Here is a 21,030-nt window from a genome sequence, read left to right on the forward strand (position 1 = left end):
TATGACCAATTTGAATGTCCGAAAATATGTTCGGCCTGTATTGTTGATAATCGTGCTATGTGGCGCATTACTTGCGCTGAAACATATTTGGGACTACTACAATTCGGAACCATGGACGCGTGATGGACGGGTACGTGGTGACGTGATTCAAGTGTCATCGGATGTTTCAGGTTTGGTCACAGACGTTTTAGTTCAAGACAACCAACAAGTGAAAAAAGGCCAAGTGCTGTTTCGTATAGATGTGGCACGTCAAGCTTTGGATGTTGAGCAAGCCAAATCTGACCTGGCGAAAGCCAACGCAGGACTGGCAGGGGCTGAAGCGCAGCTTGCTGAAGCCAAAGCCAATCTAGTGAAGTCACAAGCCAATATTAATCTTGCAGATAAAAATGCAAATCGTTATGCAAGTTTGATGGACGGTGCGATTTCAAAGCAAGAACAAGATCAAATGTTTGCAGTACGTGATCAATCCCATGCAGAGCATGAGCAAACTCAGGCAGCGATTGAACAAGCCAAAGCCAGTGTGGTGCAGCAAAAAGCCCTAATTGAAGCGGCAAATAGCAGTTTGCATTTGGCTGAATTGAATTTAAACCGTTCGGAAGTGGTTGCACCGACTGATGGAACATTGTCTAACTTTGAGCTCAAAGCAGGGAATTACGTCAAAGTCGGCCAAGCCGTAGCGGCCTTAATTGACCGTCAACAATTGTATGTTGTGGGATATTTTGAAGAAACCAAACTGGATAAAATCTATGTTGGCGCACCTGCAACAATCCAACTGATGGGAAGTTCTGAAGTTTATAAAGGCCATGTACAAGGCGTTGCTACGGGGATTGAAGACCGTGAACGTACATCGACTGATGGCTTACTTGCCAATGTCAATCCAACCTTTAGTTGGGTCCGTTTGGCACAGCGTGTACCAGTGAAAATTGTACTGGATGAAGTGCCGCATGATCAGTTGGCTTTTGTCGCGGGTCGAACCACCACGATTCATATTGTGGATAAAAACTAAGTTATCCCCAATCATTTCATTTGCGCAGCATTGAGTGATCAATCTTGCGCATAAAAAAGCATCCTCTTTTGGATGCTTTTTTATTTGCCTGTTTGTTGAAAGCGCTTAAGGTTTCAGTCCAACTGGATTTCGATACCAACTTTCAATAAACAATGCTGCAGCAAGGCTGTCGGCAGAAAGATTCTTCGCACGGCCTTGGGCTTGATAATGATCTAATTCATCACGCGCTTCACGTGTCGTTAATCGTTCATCGACCATCAAAGTTTCAATATTGGTTTGGTGGCGAAGGCGTCGTGCAAATTTACGCGCACGTGTGGAGAGTTCAGATTCGCTATCATCCATATTGAGCGGTAGACCCACGATAAACAAATCCGGCTGATACTGTTTCACAATCTTGAGTAGATTATCCCAATTGGGAATGCCATCTTTCATGGGAAAGAGTGGTAGGGGATTTGCACTTTCAATCAGGGCTTGTCCAACAGCTATTCCTGTTTTTTGTGTGCCAAAGTCAAAGGCCATAATCATTTGATATTGTGGTAAATCAGGCATGTCCAATCTCAGATGATAACCACATGCGGTCAACGCCCATTTTTTTATAGGCAGCATCCCAACGGTCGTCATAAGGTAAGTTAAATATTAAATCCATGTCTGAGTCACAAATGAGCCAATCACCCCGAGCAATTTCTTCTTCCAATTGGCTTTTACCCCAACTGGCATAGCCTAGAGCCACCTGATAACGACCCACACCTTCATTGTGTGCAATCGCATCTAAAATATCTTTAGACGTGGTAATACAGACATTTTCACCCACAGCAATAGACGAATGCCATGTCGGTTGACCGGTATGAAGAACAAAACCTGCCTCTGGGCGCAAAGGTCCACCTTGCAACACTTCATGAGGATGCACATTATCTGCCTCAATTTCCAAATCATTCAAGAGTTCTTTGATCTGTAAACCTGATGGACGATTAATAATGATGCCTTGAGCGCCATCTTCATCATGTCGAGCCAAATAAATCACCGTATTGGCAAAGAATTCATCGTTCATTTCGGGTGGAGCAATCAGGCAGCGGTGTGTGAGGTATTGTTTAGTCACCTAATGGCTTCTCCTTATTGGGGTAAGTTTCATTCTTGGGGTGAATTGCATTCGAATAACGTTGTATTTATCAACATACTAGACTCATAAGTTTTCAACAATGAGTTTTTCTGCAAATTCAATATTTGTCATGCTCGACCAGTGAGGGACATGCTAAAAACCGTCATCGTGCAGGCAGGTCTGCAATGTGGTGAATTGTGAAGCGATGATTGGTGATTTGAACAACAGCAGTACAAAAGTGAGGAGAAGATATACGTGATGGATGACTGAGATTGCTTAAAATAGCAGGATAAACTGAGGGTAAAACAATGACACATTATTCAAAAATAATAGGGATGGCACTCTGTGCAAGCCTACCTATTTCAGGCTTTGCAGGAAGCGCTGACTTACAAAAACATGAATCTCAGGTGATTAAAAAATATAAAAACTTGAATTTTTATGAGGTCAATGAAGCGATAGAACGTGAAATTGTGGATGTCATTGCGGCAGATCCGAGCAGTTTTCACTACGGATTTACGCAACTCGAAAAGCAAGGTTTTGTTCATGTGCAATATTCACCAGATAAAAAACTAAAATTTTATAGTTTTGATGTGTCTGGCGGAGGCACCATGGGGGAGTGGAGCAGCTATGTGCAATATGCAACGGGAAAAACGCAACATTTAGATCAATTTGACTCAGGCTATATCAATCAAATTTTGCCGGTCAACATCCAAAATAAAACCGTATATTTGGTGAAGAGTTATTATAAAGGTGATAATTGCAGTGGACTACATCATCTAAGAGCTGTTGAAGTTGGACCAAAACAGTTACTTAAATCTTATGTATTTCAAACTAAGCAAAAGAAACTAGATCAAATCTCGGTAGATTATGACTGCCATTATGAAACCGATCGTCGTAGCAGTAATGAATATCTCAAAATCAGTCCGAAACACGTGGATGTAATGTTGCTCAATCAACAACATCAGCCGCAGTATAAATATTTACGCTATAGCTTAGGCTCGAAAGCCTTTGTGTATCAGGGGACTGTCAAATAGTGTGTTTAAGAAAAAAGCCTGTGTACTTTGAATCCACAGGCTTTTTTGAACACATCAAAAATTAACTATGTTGAAATTTTAATTGTCGCAACTGTTTTGCGTGTTGTAAGGTCGTTTGACTAATCTCCACACCACCAGTCATTCGAGCCAGCTCTTGAATCCGATCATCTTCTTCTAATTCGATAATGGTACTGCTTGCAGGACCCGTTTGGCGTTTTTTCACTAAAAGATGTTGGTCAGATTGGGCAGCGACTTGGGCTTGGTGAGTAATACATAAAATTTGAACATGCTGTGCCAAATCAGCCAATAAGCGCCCGACAATTTCTGCCGTTCCGCCACTGATCCCGACATCAATTTCATCAAAGACTAAGACTTCGGATTCAGTTTTTTCAGCATTCATTACTTGCATGACTAAGGCGATACGTGACAATTCACCCCCCGATGCCACGCGTGCTAAAGGCTGAGCAGGAATCCCTTTGTTTGCGGTGAACAGCAGTTGAATAAAGCTTAAACCTTCACTTGAAGCTTGTTCTAGAGGCTCAAATTTAAATTCAAAATGAGCCTCTGGGAGCGCGAGCTGCTTCACTTGTTCAGTCAACTGCTTCGCCAATGGGGTAGACGCTTCACGACGAATATCATCCAAATGCTGTGCTTTGGCTAAAAAGTCTTGATGAGACACTTCTACTTGTTCAGCTAAGGTTTCAGGATCTTCAAGTTGATGTAATTGTTCTAGCTCAAGTTGCCACGCATCATAATCATTTTTTAAATCTTCAGGCTGAGTACGATATTTACGCGCTAAGCGATGAAAAACTTCGAGTTTAGTGTTTAATTCGTCCATACGTTCAGGATCGAAACTTTGACGATCAATAAACTGACGTAAATTTGCTGTCGCATCTTCAATTTCACTTTGAGCGTTCAGTAGCGACGTATAAATTTCAGAAAGTTGTTCACTACGTCCTGCATGCGATTCAATCCGACGAATGATCGCGCCCATTTCTTGATTGATATTTTGCTCGGCGTCATCGAGGGCATTTAGACCATAGCTACAATCCTGCATGATATGTTCATGATGACTGAGACGGTCAAATTCTTGCTCGATTTCTTTGTAGTCCGTTTGCACAACGTCTTCAAGTTCTTCCAATTGAAGTTCAAGCGTTTCTATCCGTTGCTTACGTGTGGCTTGGGCGTCGAGTGCTGCTTGGTGCTGACGAATGTCCTTTTGCCACTTGCTATAAGCATCACGCACGGCTTGAGCCGGCTGATAAAAATTGTAATAACGATCCAGCCAATGTTTTGGGTAGGGTGGTTCTAAAAGTTGTTGTTGGCTGTGTTGGCTATAGAGTTGTACCAATAAACGGCCAATTTCTTTTAACTCGGACAAGCTGCTCGGACGTCCATTAATCCATGCCTTACTACGACCTGTTGCAAAAATTACGCGACGTAAATGGATTTCGCCAGACTCATCATCCAATTCGTGTTCTTTGAGCCAAAGCGCTTCAGGACTGTGCTCTTGGTAGCTAAAGGTCGCTGTCACATCGGCTTTGTCTGATCCATAGCGCACGTAGTTGGTGTCTGTACGTTCACCTAAGCAAGCTGATAATGCGTCTAGAAGTAAAGATTTACCTGCACCCGTTTCACCCGTCAGGACATTAAAGCCTTGTTCAATGTCGATGGCTAAATGGTCGGCTAATGCAAAATTGATCAGAGTTAAATGTGTCAGCATAAACGCATCCGAGCTGCGAAAAGTTCTAGTTAAAGATAATTAAGTTTTGTTTTAGTCACAAGATAAGTTTTATTTTAAGATGACGAAAAACCTCATAATTCTATCTTAAATTTCAGTTTAATAAGAAATTAGTTTCGTATCCGCTGTATGCACGCAGTGTTGTGATGCAAAGAGTGGATGATCTTGCATAACGTGAGCTTAAACCACCAACGTCCTGCCATGTCCTCACAAAACACGTTTGTATATGTATTCTTGTATTTAATCTAGCGTGTTATTGCCATAAAACGTCATGATTTGGTCTCTTAAATCCGTCCATATAATTCATTATCCATGTATATCTGTGAAATGATTTTGCAGCGTTTCTATAGACCCTAACTAGGACTTTAGTGGATGAAATAAAAAAAGTATTTTGTACAAAAGTACAGTTTGTTTTAGATTCTCAATGTCAAGATAGTGAGATGGTATTGGGACATATCCACTTCTCAGATTTTTGTAATTATCTATCTCAAAATTTTCAACACTGATTGATTAGTTTTTGCAGCACAATTAAACTACTTCGATCAAAATATTATAAATATGCTTTATCTGGAGAAAACGCATGTCAGCACAGTTTGATCATGTATCAGTCATCAAAAAATCAAATGTTTATTTTGGCGGTCTATGTATCAGCCACACTGTGCAATTTGAAGATGGAACCAAGAAAACACTGGGTGTGTTGCTTCCAACTGAACAAGCGCTGACTTTTGAAACCCATGTACCTGAACGTATGGAAATTATTTCAGGTGAATGTCGTGTTCAAATTGCAGATAGCGAAGAAAGCGAATTATTCCGTGCGGGTCAATCATTCTACGTGCCAGGTAATAGCCGATTTAAAATTGAAACAGACGAAGTGTTGGATTATGTGTGCCACTTAGAAGGCTAATGATTCAATCAATTTAGGCACAGTTTTTTAACCTCAAATCGGTTAAACTATGTGTCATAGCATAAATCCTGTAAAGCTTGCTTTGCAGGATTTTTCTTTTTGGCAGCCTATGCTGTGCTCTAGGGATATCATACCCTGTTCAAAAGTTTATCGAAGTTTGCAATTTAGAGGTCGTTCATGGCGAAACCGGAATATTATTATGGCGTTCATTCAGTGGAGTCATTACTGGAACTTGAGCCAGAACGCGTTTTAACTTTATTTGCGTTAAAAGGACGTGATGATCAGCGTTTAAAACGTATTTTTGAGCTTGCAGAACCGTTTGGTGTCAGCATTCAAAAAGCTAGTCGTGATAGTTTGGAAAAACTTGCGGGACAACCGTTCCATCAAGGTGTGGTTGCTGCTGTACGTCCACATCCAGTTTTGAACGAAAAAGATTTAGAGGCTTTATTACAAGCCAATCCAAATGCGTTGCTATTGGCATTAGATCATATTACAGATCCACATAACCTTGGTGCATGCATTCGTACAGCGGCAGCCATGGGTGTTGAAGCTGTGATTGCACCGCGTGATCGTTCAGCGACGCTTACCCCAACAGCCCGTAAAGTTGCTGCAGGTGGTGCTGAAAAAGTGAAGTTTATTCAGGTGACGAACTTGGCACGTACCTTGGCTCAAATCAAAGAAGACTTTAATGTACGTGTGGTCGGCACTATGCTAGATGAAAAAGCATTGCCGATTCAAAAATTTGACTTCACTGGTACGGGTGTATGTGTGGTGATGGGCGCTGAAGATACAGGTTTGCGTCCTATTACGCAGGCGCAATGTGATCAAACTGTTTATATTCCAATGGCTGGAAACTTGCAAAGCTTAAATGTCAGTGTCGCAACCGGTATGGCATTGTATGAAGCATGTCGTCAACGTAATAATGAATTGAAATAGAAGTGATGATGTCTCCCCAAAAGCAAGGTTATTTATATGTTTTCATTACCATGTGTATTTGGGGCGGATTCACCTTAACAGCACGTTTAAGCGCCAATTGGGGAATCAGTGCTTGGGACATTACCGCACTTCGGTTTGCTTTGGCATTTTGTATATTAATGCCAATTTTGATTTATAAAAAAGATACGGCTTTTTTATGGAAGAAAGAGCCTTTTATCCTTGCCATGCTTGGCGGGGTGACATATTGCTTAACGGCCTATAGTGCGTTTCATTATGCTCCTGCGGCCCATGCTGCAATTTTCCTCAATGGTTGTATTCCCTTATGTACGGCCATAGCCGCGTTTCTGATCTTCAAACAGCCGCTCGATAAGCATACCTGGATCAGTGTGGTGATTATGATCTCTGCCATTAGCTTAATGAGCTATTTAATGTACGTCGAGACTGGTGTGGCATTTGGTTTAGGTGATTTGCTATTTTTTATCAGTGCCATTTGGTGGGGGATATTTACGGTATTGCTTAAGCAATGGAGGCTCTCTGCTTGGCATGCCATGGCGGGGGTTGCGGTTTGGTCTGCCGTGGTATTCGTGCCTATTTATCTACTATTTTTCCCTAAACATTGGTCTGACCCAGAGCCATTGCAACTCATTGGACAAGTTATCTTTCACGGTATTTTTGTGGTGATTATTGCGACTTTAACGTATGTAGAGGCGATCAAGCGCCTGGGTGCATTTAAAGCCGGAAGTATCGTAACTTTGGCACCTTTTATTGCTGCAATTTTAGCGGTACCGCTGCTGAATGAACCCTTAAGTTTTGCAATTGTGTGTGGATTGGTCGGGATGGGGATTGGAGCGATTCAACCGTGGAAATGGTTGGGACGAAAGGATAGTCTAGAGCAGCAACTCGAACAACAAAAAAAGCAGTCTGAGTAAGACTGATTTTTTATTTAGCTTTTTTCAGCGTGCGCTAAGTACTTGAGATGCAACGGTCGAAGCTGTGCATAAAGATGATCTAAATGACCATCATTCAGCACGATATCATCTGCAATTTTTTGCTTTTCCTGACGCGACATTTGCACTTGAATGATTTTTTGGATTTGCTCGATATTTTGACCATCGCGCTGTGATGCACGCTGAATTTGCAATTGTTCCGTGGCATCAATAAGCAAGGTGTGATTGGTTAATTCATGTTGATTGGTTTCAAATAACAGCGGCGAAACCAAGATGACATAGGGGCTGGTGGCTTCATTTAACTGTTGGATAATGGACTGACGTATTGCAGGATGGGTAATGGCTTCAAGTGCTTGACGTGCTGTAGGATCTTTAAAGATATATTCACGTAAAGCGCGCCGATTTAACTCACCATTCGCAAGTAAAACCCAATCACCAAATTGTTGTTGAATCTGAATCAGTGCGGGTTGCCCCGGCTCGACAACCTCGCGAGCAACGATATCAGCATCGACGACTTGAATGCCTTGGAGTTCAAACCAATTGCTTGCAGCAGATTTTCCGCTACCGATACCACCTGTTAAACCCAAGACAAATGTCATACAACGACCTTACTGACCCAAATAAATTTTCATAATTTGATCACCCCATAAAAAGGCGATCCATCCGGCGATGGCAATATAGGGACCAAATGCAAAAGGTTGGTTATCTTTACGAACTTTGAGCAAAATAATGCCAATGATTGCACCCACTAGTGAAGAGAATAATACAATCAGTGGAAGCAGGAAAGGGCCCATCCATGCACCCAAGGCAGCTAAAAGCTTAAAGTCGCCATAGCCCATGCCTTCTTTACCAGTGATGATTTTAAATAAATAGTAAACAATCCATAGGCATAAGAAGCCGATGATATATCCCCAAATGGCTGAGGTTGCAGAGGTATAAATGGCATAGCTATTCACGCCAAGCCCGAGTGCAGCCAAAGGAAGGGTATAACGGTCAGGTAAAAGTTGGGTGTCAAAGTCAATAAATGTTAAGGCAATCAAGACATAAGTCAGCACCAGACCAAACAGCATTTGGATGGTTGGGCCAAAAACTGCAACAACAATCAGCGCACAGATCATGGTGAGTAATTCGATCAGTGGATAACGGCTACTGATCGGGTTTTGGCAACTTCCACATTTTCCGCGTAACACGATCCAACTGATGACTGGAATGTTTTGATACCAACGTATAGGTGTTTTGCATTTTGGACACGTTGAAGCAGGTGTACTCAGGGTGATCTTTGTTTCATCAATAATCGGTTGGTCTGGATGTAAAAACAGTTGGCAATCCGTGCGCCATTCTTGTTCCATCATCTTTGGCGTACGGTAAATCACCACATTTAAAAAACTACCGATGCAAAGACTAAAAATCCCAACTGCGATATACATCGCAATTGGGGTATTGATTAAATATGTTATTAATTCTTGCATTAAACCACAGAACCCATTTGGAAGATTGGAAGATACATTGCAATCACAAGACCACCAACGAGGACACCCAGTACCGCCATAATTAAGGGTTCCATCATCGAGGTTAAACCATCTACGGCGTTATCTACTTCGTTTTCATAATGCGTTGCCACTTTATCTAGCATGGCATCTAGAGCACCAGACTCTTCACCAATAGCCACCATTTGAATCGCCATAGATGGGAATTTATCGGTGACACGCATAGCAAATTGCAGTTGTTGACCAGTCGCGACATCTTCACGAATTTTCATGACCGCTGTTTCATAGACCACGTTGTTGGTTGCACCTGCAGTTGATTCAAGCGCATCAATTAAGGGTACACCTGCGGCAAAGGTTGTTGCTAAGGTACGGCTATAGCGGGCAATAATTGCTTTATAAACCAAATCACCAAAAATTGGTGCTTTCAGTGCAGCTTTGTCCAAGAAGTCACGGAAAGCCTTGCTACGTTTTTTCGCTTCCATGAAACCAGCAATCACAGCTCCAATTCCAATGATGAGGAAGAACCAATATTTTTGCATCCATTCCGACATGTTGACCACCATTTTGGTAAAGGCAGGTAAGTCTGCACCAAATGATGAAAACAAGTCTTGGAATACGGGAACCACTTTTACCATCAAAATAATCGTCACAATAACAGCGACAACGATGACCGCTGCTGGGTATTTCATGGCTTTTTTGATTTTTTGCTTAAGCAATTCACTTTTTTCTTTGTAAATGGCAACACGGTCTAGCATGGTTTCCAATGCACCCGACTGTTCACCTGATTCAACCAAGGAGCAAAATAGGTTATCGAAATACTGCGGATATTTGCGCAGCGCACCAGCAAAGGTATTACCGCCTTCAACTTCACCTTTGATCCCCAAGACCACTTCACGCATGGCTGGGTTTTCTAGGCCTTCCGCCACGATTTCAAAACCCTGAACGAGCGGTACACCGGCTTTCATCATGGTTGCAAGTTGGCGCGTGAATACCGTGATATCCAAAGTGGATACTTTCTTTTTCATCAAGCCTTCGAGAATATTTTTGCGTTTTTCTCGAATGGTTTTAATGGTGATGCCTTGCTTACGTAAAGTGACTTTGGCTAAAGCCATATTACGCGAAGGCATTTCCCCTTTGATTTTCGCCCCTTTGCGATCCACGCCTTCATAACTGAAGGTTGGCATCATCTGCGCTTTTTTTACAGCCATGAATTTATCCTTATTTTTAAATACTAATTCACTTACTCACTGGTCACACGATTGACTTCTTGAAGTGAAGTCACCCCCTGCATGACCTTAATTAAGCCTGAACGGCGTAAATTGTTAAAACCTGCTTGATTTGAAGCTTCGGCAATTTGTAAGGCATTGCCATCTTCCATAATAATTCTTGAAATTTCAGGTGTCACTTTCATGACTTCATATATACCGACACGACCTTTATAGCCTTCACGGCATTCGGCACAACCAACAGGTTGGTATATTTGAAATTCTGGTGTATTTAAATCGTCTTCAGTAAAACCAAGTTCCAGTAGACTTTGTTTTGGTACCTCTACTGTTTCTTTACATTGTGAACATAGGCGACGCGCAAGTCGCTGCGCAATGACAAGGTTCACGGATGTCGCAATGTTAAATGAGGGCACGCCCATATTGCGTAAGCGTGTCAATGTTTCAGGTGCACTATTGGTATGTAGTGTAGACATCACCATATGACCCGTTTGAGCTGCTTTAATGGCAATTTCAGCCGTTTCTAAATCTCGAATCTCACCGACCATCACAATATCAGGGTCTTGACGTAAGAATGACTTCAATGCTGCAGAGAAGGTGAGGCCGACTTTATTATTTACGTTGACCTGATTGATCCCTTCTAAGTTAATTTCCACAGGGTCTTCGGCCGTTGAAATGTTGGTATCTTCACGGTTAAGAATGTTTAGACCTGTATATAAAGATACGGTTTTACCGGAACCCGTTGGACCGGTAATGAGCAACATGCCTTGCGGTTTTTCTAAAGCCTGCATGAACAGTTCTTTTTGATCCGGTTCATAACCCAACGCATCAATCCCTAACATCGCACTAGAAGGGTCAAGGATACGCAGTACAAGTTTTTCACCAAACAAGGTCGGCAAAGAGTTCACACGGAAGTCGATGGCTTTGTTCTTTGACAGCTTTAACTTAATACGACCGTCTTGAGGTATACGTTTTTCAGAGATGTCCATTTGTGACATGACTTTTAAACGCGAAGCAAGTCGAGTAGCGAGCTGCAAGGGCGGATTGGTAATTGTTCTTAATACGCCATCGACACGGTAGCGGACGCGGTAAGACTTTTCATAGGGTTCGAAATGTAAGTCGGATGCACCCATGCGAATGGCGTCGACTAGTAGTTTATTGATGTACTTAACAATCGGTGCTTCATCACCCGTTGCTTCATCTTCATCTTCTTGAGATGGATCGGGTGTTTCACTATCTAAATCAAGATCAAAGTCATCATCAAAGTCAAAAGTACTTTCTTCAGCGAAGTTCTGTTCAATTAACTTTTCAAGTTTGTCATGTTCAACAATAATGGTTTCGGTATTGAGCTTACTACCAAATCGGATAGCATCTACAGCTTCAATATTGGTGGGATTACTGATCGCAACGAATAACAAATTGCCATGTTTAAAAATGGGCAAAATACGATGCTTGGTAATTAACTTATCTTCAAACTCATCACGAATGATTAAAGACGTGTCATAAGTTGAAATATCAAAAACCGGTTCACCGAACTCTATCGAGATGGTTTCTGCAATCAGGCGTGCTGAAAGTTGATATTCCTGAATCAAATGCGGCACGATATCTTGATGAGCCTTTTTTGAATTTTGCAGCGCTGTTTGCATTTTTTCGGCAGACAGATGCCCTTCGTCAACTAAGCGACGAATAAACCCCGTAAATCTTGAAGAACCTTGAACTGCTGTCATGCTTTTACTTGCCTATGCTTCAGTCTGTTTATAATTGGTATAGCAAAATTATACTTTTGTTGCACAAAAATACCATATCTTAAAGTGTTGTCACTAGCTAAGAATTGGTAAAAAGCATGAACCAGTCCTTAAATCTGCTTAATTTTTTTACAGAAAAGTGAAGATCTTGGAATGACTAGAGTCATTCGAACACGCAAATGTGTTGAAATTTATCTTCAAAATTATGAATTACGTGTAGAATGTGCCCGATTTCATCTTTGTCATGTGGGATAAATATGTCGGGTTCGACGATTACGCCTTGGGTAGTGGGTAACTGGAAAATGAACCCATTGCAAGCCGATGCTGGCGCACTTCTTAAGAATTTTAAGCAATTATTAGATGAACAAAATATTGCTGAAGCGGCATGCCATATTGGGGTTGCACCAACAGCTATTGCTCTGACCACGGTGCAAAATGAATTAGCACAAGCAAGCCGTTACATCATGACTGTTGCACAAGATGTTTCTCGCGTCGCAGGTACAGGTGCATATACGGGTGAGCTCAGTGCTGAGCTATTAAAAGATTATGGTGTTGAATTTGTACTGATTGGTCATTCAGAACGCCGTGAAATTTTTGCTGATCAACCGCATATCATTAATGAAAAAGTAAAAAATGCATTAAACGCGGGTTTGACTGTGATTTATTGCGTGGGTGAAAGCTTAGAACAACGTGAAAGCGGCCAAGCAGAACAAGTTGTGTTACAACAAATATGTGATATTGCTGCTGTCGTACAAGCAGAGCAGTGGAAACAAATTGTGGTGGCTTATGAGCCAATTTGGGCCATTGGCACAGGGAAAACAGCGTCACCTGAAGATGCGCAAGCGATGCATGCTAAAATTCGTGAAGGTTTAAGCCAAATCACCCCGATGGGACTTCATACTGCGATTCTTTATGGTGGTAGTGTAAAACCTGAAAATGCAGTAGAGTTGGCAGCCTGTCCGGATATCAATGGTGCGCTGGTCGGTGGTGCATCATTAAATGCAGAGTCGTTTTATAAAATTGCTCAAGCATTTGCAAATACAAAATAATTAGGAGTTCAGCATGCATACGTTTGTGCTGGTGGTACATATTATCTTAGCGATTTTAATGATCGTGCTGATTTTAGTTCAGCATGGTAAAGGCGCAGATGCGGGTGCATCTTTTGGTGGCGGCGGTGCTGCAACTGTATTTGGTGCATCGGGTTCGGGTAACTTTATGACCCGTTTGACTGCGATTTTAACGGCTTTGTTCTTCGTTACGAGCTTGACACTTGCTGTGTTTGCAAAGAAACAAACGACAGATGCTTATAGTCTGAATGCGATTTCTTCAGTACCGACTGCGCCTGCAAAATCGGCTGAAACTTCGCCAACTGCACCAAAAAGCGCTGAATAATTTATTTAGCACTTTCTTTTTTGACGTGTTGCGACTAGAATGCGTCACAGCTGCGGTGGTGGTGGAATTGGTAGACACGCTACCTTGAGGTGGTAGTGCTTTCGGGCGTGGGGGTTCAAGTCCCCCCTTCCGCACCAACTTATAATCCAGAACATAAGTTGGTGTATGCAGCAAAACTCTGTTGATGCGGGATGGAGCAGTCTGGTAGCTCGTCGGGCTCATAACCCGAAGGTCGTTGGTTCAAATCCAGCTCCCGCTACCAATCAATTCTATTTTTAAGATGCAAACTTTTAAATGGACAGCTTTTAAAGCTGAGAAAACTATTTGCATATTGATGCGGGGTGGAGCAGTCTGGTAGCTCGTCGGGCTCATAACCCGAAGGTCGTTGGTTCAAATCCAGCCCCCGCTACCAATCTTATATAGCACACAATCTATATAAGCAGTTTATCTGAAAGTCATTGTGATGTTGATGCGGGATGGAGCAGTCTGGTAGCTCGTCGGGCTCATAACCCGAAGGTCGTTGGTTCAAATCCAGCTCCCGCTACCAATCCTCTGAGATGCAACTCAGTAGGGCAATTCTTCAGGTTGTTTTAGATTGAAAATGACCAAGAAATTGTATATAATTTTTGCATGTTGATGCGGGATGGAGCAGTCTGGTAGCTCGTCGGGCTCATAACCCGAAGGTCGTTGGTTCAAATCCAGCTCCCGCTACCAAGTTTCTAAAAGAGGCTCACAACTAGGTGGGCCTTTTTGCACAGTGGACTATGGTTTTCTGTGTAATAATGGGGCGATTTACGCCCTTTTTTATTGGCTATCGTGTAGTGTCGACAGTATTTTGGTCAAACCGTCATGTTTCACTACTACTATAGTTTCGCATTGGTCTGTAGTGGTCATTTCGACCATCGAATCGCACAAATTTGACGAGAGTAAATGAAGCTATCAAATAAAACTCAAGCACTTCAGGACTTAATTGCCCCAGCGGTGCAAGCATGTGATGTAGAACTTTGGGGGATTGATTTCCAACCTCAAGGAAAACGTTCACTGTTACGTATTTATATCGACCGTGAAGTTGATGAAAATGCAGAACCTGTCATCAATGAAGATGGCGAAGTTGAGCAAGGCCGTGGTATCGGCGTGCAGGACTGTGTTCGTGTCACTCAGCAAGTGGGTGCGATGTTGGATGTACATGATCCAATTTCAGGCGAATATGCATTGGAAGTGTCATCTCCAGGTTGGGATCGTCAGTTCTTTAAATTGGAACAAATGACGGCATACATTGGTCAGCAAGTCGCTTTGCGTTTGATCAGTGCTGTGGATAATCGTCGTAAATTCCAAGCCAAACTTGTTAACGTAGACCTTGAGAACGAAATGATTCAGGTTGAAGTTGAAAAGCAACAAGTGTTGGATATTGACAGCCACAATATTGATAAAGCAAATCTGGTTTTCCAAGATTAATTTAATAAATAAGAATCTGAACGAATAGGTGACTTATGGCTCGTGAAATTCTTACCGTAGTAGAAACGGTTAGTAACGAAAAAGGTGTAAGTCGTGATGCAATTTTTGAAGCGCTTGAACAAGCTTTAGTTGCAGCGACTAAGAAGAAATTCTACGAGGGAACTCACTCGGAAGAAGCTCGTCTACGTGTAGAAATCGACCGTCGTACTGGTGATTACCGTACTTTCCGTCAATGGGAAGTGGTTGCCGACGAAGATCACGAAATGCCAGCATGCCAAGATGCGATCTCTGATGTAGATCCTGCAAAATGGGCAATTGGGGATATCCGTGAACTCGAAGTTGAATCGATTGATTTTGGTCGTATTGCGGCACAAATTGCGAAACAAGTGATTGTTCAAAAAATTCGTGAAGCAGAGCGAGCGCTAATTGCAGATGCTTACGAATCTAAAGTTGGTGAACTCATCTACGGTGAAGTGAAAAAACAAACCAAAGATGGCTTTATCATTGATTTAGGTGACAATGCAGAAGCATATCTTGCGCGTGAAGAAATGATCGCTAAAGAAATTCTACGTCCTAAACAACGTGTAAACGCGATTTTGTTTAACGTAAACCGTGAAGGCCGTGGTGCTCAGTTATTACTTTCTCGTTCTAAACCAGAAATGCTCATTGCATTGATGAAGAAAGAAATTCCTGAAATTGCTGAAGAAATCATTGAGATTAAGGCTGCTGCACGCCAACCTGGCGTTCGTGCTAAAATCGCTGTGAAAACAAACGATCACCGTATTGATCCTGTAGGTGCATGTATTGGTATGCGTGGTACACGTATCCAAGCAGTTCAATCAGAGTTAAATGGTGAGCGTATTGATGTAGTCGTTTGGTCTGATGACGCGGCACAGTACATTGCAAGTGCTTTAGAGCCTGCTGATGTATCAGGTATCGTGATTGATGAAGAAGAACGTACTGCAGATATTATTTTTGCAACGAGTGATCAGTTAGCACGTGCAATTGGCTCTCAAGGTCAAAACGTACGCTTAGCATCTGAATTGACTGGTTACAAGCTCAATATGATGCTTGAAGAAGAATATCACGCACGCCAACAAAACGAAGCGCAACAATATTTAGATATGTTTGTTACACGTCTAGATATTGATGAAGACTTAGCGATGGCGTTAGTTGAAATGGGTTTCACATCATTAGAAGAAATCGCGTATGTTCCTGCGGAAACATTCGATGAGATCGAACTTGATGCTGAAACTGTTGAAATGCTACAAGGTCGTGCAAAAGAAATTGCATTGGCTGATGCATTGAAGCAACAAGAAAACATCCAAGAGCCAAGCGAAGAGCTTGCTGCAATGGAAGGCGTGACTAAAGAAATCGCATATGCGCTTGCCGCTCGCGGTGTGGTAACTGTAGATGATCTTGCAGATCAAGCCACTGACGATATCTCTGATATCGAAGGTTTAGGTGCTGAAAAAGCAGGTCAACTTATTATGAAAGCGCGCGAATCATGGTTTAACTAGGAGGTAATATATGACGGACAAGTCGATTAAGGAGTTAGCTCTCAGCGTGGGTCGTCCAGTTGAGAAGCTGCTGGAACAGGTTCGTGATGCGGGTTTACCACAAACTAAACCTGACGATATTATCTCCACTGAACAACAAAATGCCCTCGTTAACCATTTGAAAAAAGTTCATGGTCAGGATGCGGGCAATGCAGGACAAATCACGTTGAAACGTAAAACTACCAGTACTGCTAAAGTGGCGAGTACATCGGGCAAGGCAAAAACGATTAATGTAGAAGTTCGTAAGAAACATACATTTGTTAAACCGGATCCTGAGCAAATTAAAGCTGAAGCATTAGCGAAAGCACAAGCTGACCAACAAGCACGTAAACAGGAACCTAAGGTTGAAGCGAAAGCTGAAGAACCGAAGCAACAACCAGTATCTAAAGCGAAACAAGCTTTAGAAGCAATGCGCGCTGCTGCGAAGCAAGAACATGCGAAGCAAGAAACACCGAAAGCTGCGGTTGTTGTAAAACGTAAGTCAAACAACAAGCCAATTACAAAACCTGTTGAAACTCTAGAACAGAAAAAAGCACGTGAAGCTCAAGCAGCACAATTGAAAGCTGTAGAAGAAGCGGCGCGTCGTAAAGCCGCTGAAGAAGCGCAACAACGTACGCTTGAGCAAATGCGTCAAATGGCGTCTAAGTATTCTAACGAAGACACTACTGCGACCATTCGTGTTGTAGATGATTCTCCGCTTGCTGCCGGCCTTGTAGGTCAGGCATATGAAGATTCATTTGCGAAAGAAGACCGTGAAATTAAACGTGGTACCAATACCAACAATTCACGTTCACCTAAAAAAGGTGGTCGTCGTGGCGAAGAGCAATCTTTCCGTGATAACTCACATAAACGTGGTTTAAAAACAAGTCAAGCGAACAAGCATGGCTTTGAAAAACCAGTTAAAAAACAAGTTTATGATGTTGAAATTGGTGAAACAATTGTTGTTGCTGACTTGGCTGCGAAAATGGCGGTTAAAGTTCGCGAAGTTATCAAATCACTCATGAAAATGGGCGAATTGGTTACTCAAAACCAAGCGATTGATCAAGAAATTGCAGCACTTGTTGTTGAAGAAATGGGTCACAATCCAGTACTTGTTTCGGATACACAAGCAGAAGACAACTTACTTGAAGCAGCTGAAGAAGCGCGTGGTGTCCAAACCACTCGTCCGCCAGTTGTGACAATTATGGGTCACGTTGACCATGGTAAAACATCACTTCTTGACCGTATTCGTCGCTCTAAAGTGGCTGCAGGTGAAGCAGGTGGTATCACACAGCATATTGGTGCTTACCATGTGAAAACTGAAAAAGGTATTATTACTTTCTTAGATACACCGGGACACGCAGCATTTACTGCAATGCGTTCACGTGGTGCGAAATCTACAGATATCGTAGTGTTGGTTGTTGCAGCGGATGATGGTGTTATGCCACAAACTGCGGAAGCGATTGACCATGCACGTGCAGCAGGTACGCCAATTATTGTTGCTATCAACAAAATGGATAAAGAGTCTGCTGATCCAGATCGCGTATTGAATGAGTTGACGACGAAAGAAATCGTACCTGAGCAATGGGGCGGTGACGTTCCAGTGGCAATGGTTTCTGCGCACAGCGGTGCAGGTATCGACGAACTTCTTGACTTGATCTCAATTCAAGCCGAACTTCTTGAGCTTAAAGCATCTGAAGAGGGTGCGGCACAAGGTGTTGTAATTGAAGCACGTGTAGACAAAGGGCGTGGTGCGGTAACATCGATTCTTGTTCAAAACGGTACATTGAAAGTGGGTGACCTTGTTCTTGCAGGTTCGTCATACGGTCGTGTACGTGCAATGACAGATGAAAATGGTCAACGTATTAAATCTGCTGGTCCTTCGATTCCTGTGGAAATCTTGGGTCTACCAGAAGCGCCAATGGCGGGTGATGAAGTTCTTGTTGTAAATGACGAGAAAAAAGCACGTGAAGTTGCTGATGCGCGTATGGATCGTGAACGTCAAAAACGTCTTGAGCGTCAATCTGCGATGCGTCTTGAAAATATCATGGCGTCTATGGGCAAGAAAGATGTGCCTATTGTCAACGTGGTATTGAAAACAGACGTACGTGGTACTTTGGAAGCATTACACGTTGCACTTGCTGAACTTGCAACTGATGAAGTGAAAGTACGTATTATTGGTTCAGGTGTTGGTGCAATCACTGAGTCTGACGTAACACTTGCTGAATCATCAGAAGCGGTTCTTCTCGGCTTTAACGTACGTGCTGATAATACTGCACGTCAAAAAGCTGATGCTGATGGTATCGACATTCGTTACTACTCGATCATCTATCAATTAATTGATGATGTGAAAGATGCGATGAGCGGTAAATTGGCGCCTGAACACCGTGAAACAATTCTGGGTGTTGCTGAAGTACGTGAAGTGTTCCACTCAAGTAAATTCGGTGCTGCTGCAGGTTGTATGGTACTTGAAGGTACATTACACCGTAATAAACCGATTCGCGTATTACGTGATGACGTGGTGGTATTCCAAGGCGAGCTTGAATCTCTTCGTCGCTACAAAGATGTGGTTGAAGAAGTTCGTGCCGGTATGGAATGTGGTCTTGCGGTGAAAGGCTATAAAGACATCAAAGCACAAGATAAGATCGAAGTGTACGATGTTCAATTGATTAAACGGAGTCTTTAATGGCGGGTAGTCAACGTCTGAAGCGTATGGCGGATACAGTACAACGTGAGTTGTCAGAACTGATCCGTCAGGAGCTGAAAGATCCACGCTTAGGTGGTCTTGTGACCATCTCTGCCGTGAAGGTGAGCCCAGACTTAGGATATGCCGAAGTTTATGTGACTGTAATGGGGCGTGAGCTAGGCGATGAGCAAAGTGAAGCTGCAAATAAAGAAACTTTAGATGTCTTGAATAAAGCATCTGGTTTCTTGCGTCATGAACTGAGTCGTCGTATCAAAACACGTATTACGCCACGTTTGCGTTTCCATTACGACAAAACAAATGCTTATGGCAACTATATGTTTGGTCTAATTGCGGAAGCGGTCAAGGACTTACCTCCTACTGACGAAGCAAAAAAAGATGATGAATAATTCAGTTCGCTGAATGAAAAAAGCCACCTTCGGGTGGCTTTTTTATGTTTGAATAGCAGTAACTTAAAAACTCAATCACTTTAAAATTATAATGTGCTAATGAGAGACAGGTCGAACATGATATTCAATCCGCCTATCTGTAAAAACAATGAAATGAAAAAAAATCATGCTATTGAGCAGCATATTACTCATCACTATGCCAAGTTGGGCATGTTTAAATACCTATGTAGAAGATTTTTATACATCTGATTCATAAAAAGAAAATCAACTTGAAGAAGATCATGATGAGAAATTGAATAACTTTGTATCAAGGCATCCTAGCCCAATAGACTATCAAGCAGAAATTGATTTTGCCGTACATCAGATCCACGCAGGTCGTCACGATTTAGCCATTAAGGTTTTAAGTGAAATTGAAAAAGAGCATCCAGGTTTACCGAAGATGGCAGTGAATTTAGGCACAGCTTATGAGTTGATCGGCAATATTAAACTAGCCAAAAATTGGATTGCAGAAGGTATGAAGCATGATCCATCGATACATCTTAGCAGTGAATGGATTCATCTGAATATTTTAACAGCCAAAGAAAAAGTGTGACAGCAAAATATTTTCATGAATATCTATTGTTGAATGTATATTATGGAACAGGTTATGTACCCGATGCACACTGGAAGAATCAGCGAAAACTCACAACAGCAGAATATGATGCTATACGAGAGCAGGCTAGTTTACAGATTAATGAGCAGAAAAATTTTGTTTCAAGACAGGATGCCGTGATGGTACAGCTGTTTTATGAATTGGCGAATCTTGAGATGAGTCAATATCAGCCTAAATGGTCTGATCATTTTCAAAGTAGTTATGAAACAAATATGCTGATTGATTTAGCTGAAAAATATGGTTTGAAAACGACGCCATATAATCAAAAGCGTTTGCAATATATGGCTCAAAGTAGCGTATTTGAAAAAATGTGGATGCGAATCAAAGATTTTTTTAGCTCGAAGACATAAACAAAACTGGATCTGGAATTAATCCAGATCTTCCGGTTTTGAATGGACTTTAGAGTGAAAGGCACGGCGGCGAGTTCGTTGCCAAGGAAGAGGGCGATTGAGAGCTTCTGGTGCATCACCACTCATCGAGCGAAGTCGTAAATGTAATGCCGCTTGCGCCATAAGGTTTGCAGAAACCGGTGCTGTAATAAAGGCAAAGAGCGTGATCAAGATCTCTGCAAAACCAAAACGGCCTTGAAATGCCGCATAAATAATTGCAGCTATTAGAAAACTTCCTAAGCCTAAGGTGCTCGATTTGGTCGGTGCGTGCAGACGCATAAATAAGTCGGGTAGGCGAACCATGCCAATACCGCCGACCAACATGAAAAAAGCGCCAATAACCAAAAAAATCGAGACCAAAATTTCCATGACTAATTGCATATTAATGTACT

The 21,030-nt window shown here is 42.2% G+C and carries 21 protein-coding genes and 5 tRNA genes; 18 read left to right on the forward strand and 8 right to left on the reverse strand.

Annotated features, from left to right (window positions below):
* Window position 1 precedes the first annotated feature (1 nt).
* On the forward strand, window positions 2-1,006 hold the full coding sequence (locus FTT94_RS02720; protein WP_180170192.1) for an HlyD family secretion protein: 1,005 nt from the start codon (window positions 2-4) through the stop codon (window positions 1,004-1,006).
* 105 nt (window positions 1,007-1,111) lie between these two features.
* Here the strand turns inward: FTT94_RS02720 and ruvX are convergent, their stop codons facing one another.
* Both ruvX and FTT94_RS02730 read right to left on the reverse strand, forming a co-directional pair.
* Window positions 1,112-1,555 (reverse strand): Holliday junction resolvase RuvX, encoded by a 444-nt coding sequence (ruvX, locus tag FTT94_RS02725; protein ID WP_111884874.1) that lies wholly within the window; start codon window positions 1,553-1,555, stop codon window positions 1,112-1,114.
* The gene (locus tag FTT94_RS02730; RefSeq protein ID WP_078189425.1) at window positions 1,548-2,102 is read right to left on the reverse strand and encodes a YqgE/AlgH family protein; all 555 of its coding nucleotides are present in this window, start codon (window positions 2,100-2,102) and stop codon (window positions 1,548-1,550) included. The genes ruvX and FTT94_RS02730 overlap by 8 nt, the downstream gene beginning before the upstream one ends.
* A gap of 308 nt (window positions 2,103-2,410) precedes the next feature.
* On the opposite strand from FTT94_RS02730, the gene FTT94_RS02735 reads away from it, so the two are divergent.
* Window positions 2,411-3,136, forward strand: a complete 726-nt coding sequence (locus FTT94_RS02735) for a hypothetical protein (protein ID WP_180170193.1) — start codon at window positions 2,411-2,413, stop codon at window positions 3,134-3,136.
* Window positions 3,137-3,197: 61 nt separating this feature from the next.
* Here the strand turns inward: FTT94_RS02735 and recN are convergent, their stop codons facing one another.
* Window positions 3,198-4,859 (reverse strand): DNA repair protein RecN, encoded by a 1,662-nt coding sequence (gene recN / locus FTT94_RS02740; protein ID WP_180170194.1) that lies wholly within the window; start codon window positions 4,857-4,859, stop codon window positions 3,198-3,200.
* Window positions 4,860-5,457: 598 nt separating this feature from the next.
* On the opposite strand from recN, the gene FTT94_RS02745 reads away from it, so the two are divergent.
* The 3 genes from FTT94_RS02745 to FTT94_RS02755 all read left to right on the forward strand — a co-directional run bounded on the left by FTT94_RS02745 (window position 5,458) and on the right by FTT94_RS02755 (window position 7,646).
* Window positions 5,458-5,781 (forward strand): pyrimidine/purine nucleoside phosphorylase, encoded by a 324-nt coding sequence (locus tag FTT94_RS02745; protein WP_067763086.1) that lies wholly within the window; start codon window positions 5,458-5,460, stop codon window positions 5,779-5,781.
* Window positions 5,782-5,958: 177 nt separating this feature from the next.
* Window positions 5,959-6,717 carry a 23S rRNA (guanosine(2251)-2'-O)-methyltransferase RlmB gene (rlmB, locus tag FTT94_RS02750; protein ID WP_078192567.1) on the forward strand — a complete coding sequence of 253 codons (759 nt, stop codon included), beginning with the start codon at window positions 5,959-5,961 and terminating at the stop codon, window positions 6,715-6,717.
* A gap of 8 nt (window positions 6,718-6,725) precedes the next feature.
* The gene (locus FTT94_RS02755; RefSeq protein WP_373685427.1) at window positions 6,726-7,646 is read left to right on the forward strand and encodes a DMT family transporter; all 921 of its coding nucleotides are present in this window, start codon (window positions 6,726-6,728) and stop codon (window positions 7,644-7,646) included.
* Between the two features lie 14 nt (window positions 7,647-7,660).
* On the opposite strand, the gene coaE is transcribed toward FTT94_RS02755, so the two are convergent.
* The 4 genes from coaE to pilB are packed head-to-tail and all read right to left on the reverse strand — an operon-like array spanning window position 7,661 to window position 12,101.
* The gene (gene coaE, locus FTT94_RS02760) at window positions 7,661-8,263 is read right to left on the reverse strand and encodes a dephospho-CoA kinase (protein WP_180074129.1); all 603 of its coding nucleotides are present in this window, start codon (window positions 8,261-8,263) and stop codon (window positions 7,661-7,663) included.
* 9 nt (window positions 8,264-8,272) lie between these two features.
* Window positions 8,273-9,133 (reverse strand): A24 family peptidase, encoded by an 861-nt coding sequence (locus tag FTT94_RS02765; RefSeq protein ID WP_180170195.1) that lies wholly within the window; start codon window positions 9,131-9,133, stop codon window positions 8,273-8,275.
* Entirely contained in the window at window positions 9,133-10,359 is a 1,227-nt protein-coding gene (locus tag FTT94_RS02770) for a type II secretion system F family protein (RefSeq protein WP_078192563.1), read from the reverse strand. The genes FTT94_RS02765 and FTT94_RS02770 overlap by 1 nt, the downstream gene beginning before the upstream one ends.
* 32 nt (window positions 10,360-10,391) lie before the next feature.
* Complete coding sequence (gene pilB / locus FTT94_RS02775) at window positions 10,392-12,101, reverse strand: type IV-A pilus assembly ATPase PilB (protein ID WP_180055454.1); 1,710 nt, start codon at window positions 12,099-12,101, stop codon at window positions 10,392-10,394.
* 275 nt (window positions 12,102-12,376) lie between these two features.
* On the opposite strand from pilB, the gene tpiA reads away from it, so the two are divergent.
* From tpiA to FTT94_RS02840, 13 genes are all read left to right on the forward strand, one after another.
* Entirely contained in the window at window positions 12,377-13,168 is a 792-nt protein-coding gene (tpiA, locus tag FTT94_RS02780; protein WP_180170196.1) for a triose-phosphate isomerase, read from the forward strand.
* 13 nt (window positions 13,169-13,181) lie between these two features.
* A complete protein-coding gene (secG, locus tag FTT94_RS02785) occupies window positions 13,182-13,511 on the forward strand; it encodes a preprotein translocase subunit SecG (protein WP_078192560.1) in 330 nt (109 codons plus the stop codon).
* Window positions 13,512-13,563: 52 nt separating this feature from the next.
* Window positions 13,564-13,648: transfer RNA gene (locus FTT94_RS02790), tRNA-Leu, on the forward strand.
* A gap of 48 nt (window positions 13,649-13,696) precedes the next feature.
* Window positions 13,697-13,773: transfer RNA gene (locus tag FTT94_RS02795), tRNA-Met, on the forward strand.
* Window positions 13,774-13,846: 73 nt separating this feature from the next.
* Window positions 13,847-13,923 (forward strand) — tRNA-Met (locus tag FTT94_RS02800).
* A 58-nt stretch (window positions 13,924-13,981) separates the two neighbouring features.
* Window positions 13,982-14,058 (forward strand) — tRNA-Met (locus FTT94_RS02805).
* 90 nt (window positions 14,059-14,148) lie between these two features.
* Window positions 14,149-14,225, forward strand: a tRNA-Met gene (locus tag FTT94_RS02810).
* A 216-nt stretch (window positions 14,226-14,441) separates the two neighbouring features.
* Entirely contained in the window at window positions 14,442-14,966 is a 525-nt protein-coding gene (gene rimP, locus FTT94_RS02815; RefSeq protein WP_078192559.1) for a ribosome maturation factor RimP, read from the forward strand.
* Window positions 14,967-15,001: 35 nt separating this feature from the next.
* A complete protein-coding gene (gene nusA / locus FTT94_RS02820) occupies window positions 15,002-16,486 on the forward strand; it encodes a transcription termination factor NusA (RefSeq protein ID WP_078192558.1) in 1,485 nt (494 codons plus the stop codon).
* Between the two features lie 10 nt (window positions 16,487-16,496).
* Window positions 16,497-19,190: a translation initiation factor IF-2 gene (gene infB / locus FTT94_RS02825; protein ID WP_111884116.1), complete on the forward strand. Its 2,694-nt coding sequence runs from the start codon at window positions 16,497-16,499 to the stop codon at window positions 19,188-19,190.
* Window positions 19,190-19,597, forward strand: a complete 408-nt coding sequence (locus tag FTT94_RS02830) for a ribosome-binding factor A (protein ID WP_078189413.1) — start codon at window positions 19,190-19,192, stop codon at window positions 19,595-19,597. Before infB ends, FTT94_RS02830 begins: the two co-directional genes overlap by 1 nt.
* A gap of 292 nt (window positions 19,598-19,889) precedes the next feature.
* The gene (locus FTT94_RS02835; protein ID WP_180026542.1) at window positions 19,890-20,189 is read left to right on the forward strand and encodes a tetratricopeptide repeat protein; all 300 of its coding nucleotides are present in this window, start codon (window positions 19,890-19,892) and stop codon (window positions 20,187-20,189) included.
* On the forward strand, window positions 20,147-20,599 hold the full coding sequence (locus FTT94_RS02840) for a hypothetical protein (protein ID WP_218955976.1): 453 nt from the start codon (window positions 20,147-20,149) through the stop codon (window positions 20,597-20,599). Before FTT94_RS02835 ends, FTT94_RS02840 begins: the two co-directional genes overlap by 43 nt.
* Before the next feature lie 18 nt (window positions 20,600-20,617).
* Here FTT94_RS02840 and FTT94_RS02845 read toward each other — a convergent pair whose 3' ends face one another.
* Window positions 20,618-21,019, reverse strand: coding sequence for a Na+/H+ antiporter subunit G (locus FTT94_RS02845; protein ID WP_168378199.1), 402 nt, complete (start codon window positions 21,017-21,019; stop codon window positions 20,618-20,620).
* Between the last annotated feature and the right edge of the window lie 11 nt (window positions 21,020-21,030).

The organism is Acinetobacter sp. YH12027, assembly GCF_013420085.1.
Lineage (GTDB): Bacteria > Pseudomonadota > Gammaproteobacteria > Pseudomonadales > Moraxellaceae > Acinetobacter > Acinetobacter amyesii.

Bases quoted from the DNA above. Each gene is read 5' to 3' on its own strand.
- coaE (WP_180074129.1), bottom strand. From the start codon at position 8,263: ATGACATTTGTCTTGGGTTTAACAGGTGGTATCGGTAGCGGAAAATCT.
- FTT94_RS02770 (WP_078192563.1), bottom strand. From the start codon at position 10,359: ATGGCTGTAAAAAAAGCGCAGATGATGCCAACCTTCAGTTATGAAGGC.
- FTT94_RS02765 (WP_180170195.1), bottom strand. From the start codon at position 9,133: ATGCAAGAATTAATAACATATTTAATCAATACCCCAATTGCGATGTAT.
- rlmB (WP_078192567.1), top strand. From the start codon at position 5,959: ATGGCGAAACCGGAATATTATTATGGCGTTCATTCAGTGGAGTCATTA.
- FTT94_RS02745 (WP_067763086.1), top strand. From the start codon at position 5,458: ATGTCAGCACAGTTTGATCATGTATCAGTCATCAAAAAATCAAATGTT.
- FTT94_RS02830 (WP_078189413.1), top strand. From the start codon at position 19,190: ATGGCGGGTAGTCAACGTCTGAAGCGTATGGCGGATACAGTACAACGT.
- FTT94_RS02840 (WP_218955976.1), top strand. From the start codon at position 20,147: ATGGATTCATCTGAATATTTTAACAGCCAAAGAAAAAGTGTGACAGCA.
- pilB (WP_180055454.1), bottom strand. From the start codon at position 12,101: ATGACAGCAGTTCAAGGTTCTTCAAGATTTACGGGGTTTATTCGTCGC.
- FTT94_RS02755 (WP_373685427.1), top strand. From the start codon at position 6,726: ATGTCTCCCCAAAAGCAAGGTTATTTATATGTTTTCATTACCATGTGT.
- FTT94_RS02845 (WP_168378199.1), bottom strand. From the start codon at position 21,019: ATGCAATTAGTCATGGAAATTTTGGTCTCGATTTTTTTGGTTATTGGC.
- nusA (WP_078192558.1), top strand. From the start codon at position 15,002: ATGGCTCGTGAAATTCTTACCGTAGTAGAAACGGTTAGTAACGAAAAA.
- FTT94_RS02735 (WP_180170193.1), top strand. From the start codon at position 2,411: ATGACACATTATTCAAAAATAATAGGGATGGCACTCTGTGCAAGCCTA.
- rimP (WP_078192559.1), top strand. From the start codon at position 14,442: ATGAAGCTATCAAATAAAACTCAAGCACTTCAGGACTTAATTGCCCCA.
- FTT94_RS02720 (WP_180170192.1), top strand. From the start codon at position 2: ATGACCAATTTGAATGTCCGAAAATATGTTCGGCCTGTATTGTTGATA.
- recN (WP_180170194.1), bottom strand. From the start codon at position 4,859: ATGCTGACACATTTAACTCTGATCAATTTTGCATTAGCCGACCATTTA.
- infB (WP_111884116.1), top strand. From the start codon at position 16,497: ATGACGGACAAGTCGATTAAGGAGTTAGCTCTCAGCGTGGGTCGTCCA.
- tpiA (WP_180170196.1), top strand. From the start codon at position 12,377: ATGTCGGGTTCGACGATTACGCCTTGGGTAGTGGGTAACTGGAAAATG.
- ruvX (WP_111884874.1), bottom strand. From the start codon at position 1,555: ATGCCTGATTTACCACAATATCAAATGATTATGGCCTTTGACTTTGGC.
- secG (WP_078192560.1), top strand. From the start codon at position 13,182: ATGCATACGTTTGTGCTGGTGGTACATATTATCTTAGCGATTTTAATG.